Origin of the sequence: Acinetobacter sp. YH16053 (assembly GCF_013417035.1) — a bacterium.
In the GTDB taxonomy this organism is placed as follows: Bacteria; Pseudomonadota; Gammaproteobacteria; order Pseudomonadales; family Moraxellaceae; genus Acinetobacter; species Acinetobacter towneri.
Genome location: NZ_VPEP01000124.1, coordinates 1 through 1,351 on the forward strand (window position 1 = coordinate 1; position 1,351 = coordinate 1,351).

The window sequence follows — 1,351 nt, forward strand, 5'->3', positions numbered from 1 at the left end:
CTGTAAGAGCATTACTCAATTATGAATTATATTCTGATGCAGCAAGAACATTTAAGATTCCTGATTCAGAACGTAAAAACCAAGCACAATGCCAAACTTTCCAGTTTGAAGCAGGAACTGGAAATGTCAGTACTCGGCTTAAACTATATGGTCAGGTGTTGCCTGGACAGAACGTACCAGCAGCATACTATCAAACGAATAGTATTGGATTGAAACTTTATTCTGCATACAAGGTTGGATCAGAAGTACCAACGGATACAGAAGCCCTTGCAAATTCGAATACTGGTAATAATAATTTAATTGTTAACTCATATTATGAAAATAGTTGCTTAATTCAGTCGGCAACAGATATTAACTTTGGTGCGGTTGACCAACTGAAGACACCGTTAATAAGCTCAGGAAATATACAGTTAGCCTGTCCCGTTGGCACTATTATGCAAGTCAGTTTAAATAATGGCATCAATGCGCAGGGCACACAAAGAAGAATGAGAAATGCTTTAGGAAACTATATCCGATACAACCTTTCTAGGAACGCACACGATGATCAACCTTGGCAAGGTAATACCTTTTACTCTGTAGATAATCATAATATACCTGTATATGCAACGGTTCCAGCTCAACCCATCAGTAGTACTGGGCAATACTCTGACACGATTACAGTAACTCTAACTTATTGATTTTTATTTTAAAATTAATAGGTAACCGTCGCAGTTACTGTGTCACTATATTTCCCAGCAGGAACATTAGCATTGGGAACCTTACCCCAAATCTTAATATTTTGTGTTTCCCCTGTCCCCTGTTGTGACAAACGATTGTCTGCAATATTGCCCCATTCTTTGCTCATGGCAACATCTTGATAAAGCTGATAAGGAATTTGTATGGAAATATCATTGGCATGCTTCAAACGACCATCACTATTTAAAGCAATATTATAGGGAGTACCATTAGTACAATGAACATTTAAGCTCCCTGTCGCTTGAACATTCTGTGCATTACGAGTCACAGTCCCAAAATCAATATCCGAAGAGCCTCCTGCTCCAATCTCACAAATTTCTGTAACTTGCATTTTGACTTGAAACTGTGTGGATTGACGATCACTCATGGTATATGCGGAAACAGAGACTACAGCTAAAATTACAAAAGAATATTTAAAAATTTTCACTTGACTCATTTACCATAATTCCAACCTATTAACTCCATTAAATATTACATAGTTTTTTAAGAAATAATATATAGTTAATAGACTTCCGTCATAAATCAAAAAACGTACAATTTATTTGATCTTAAATTAATCAGCAAACTTATTTAATTCAAAGGATAATCCTTGGATGAAATTCAAAGATATTCAAAA

2 protein-coding genes are annotated in these 1,351 nt (G+C 35.6%); one reads left to right on the forward strand and one right to left on the reverse strand.

Annotated features, from left to right (window positions below):
• The coding region (locus FTV43_RS15485; RefSeq protein WP_179995838.1) for a spore coat U domain-containing protein at positions 1 to 677 on the forward strand (677 nt) is incomplete at its 5' end.
• Between the two features lie 14 nt (positions 678 to 691).
• Here the strand turns inward: FTV43_RS15485 and FTV43_RS15490 are convergent.
• Positions 692 to 1,171: a spore coat U domain-containing protein gene (locus FTV43_RS15490; RefSeq protein WP_179991844.1), complete on the reverse strand. Its 480-nt coding sequence runs from the start codon at positions 1,169 to 1,171 to the stop codon at positions 692 to 694.
• Between the last annotated feature and the right edge of the window lie 180 nt (positions 1,172 to 1,351).

Bases quoted from the DNA above. Each gene is read 5' to 3' on its own strand.
- FTV43_RS15490 (WP_179991844.1), bottom strand. From the start codon at position 1,171: ATGAGTCAAGTGAAAATTTTTAAATATTCTTTTGTAATTTTAGCTGTA.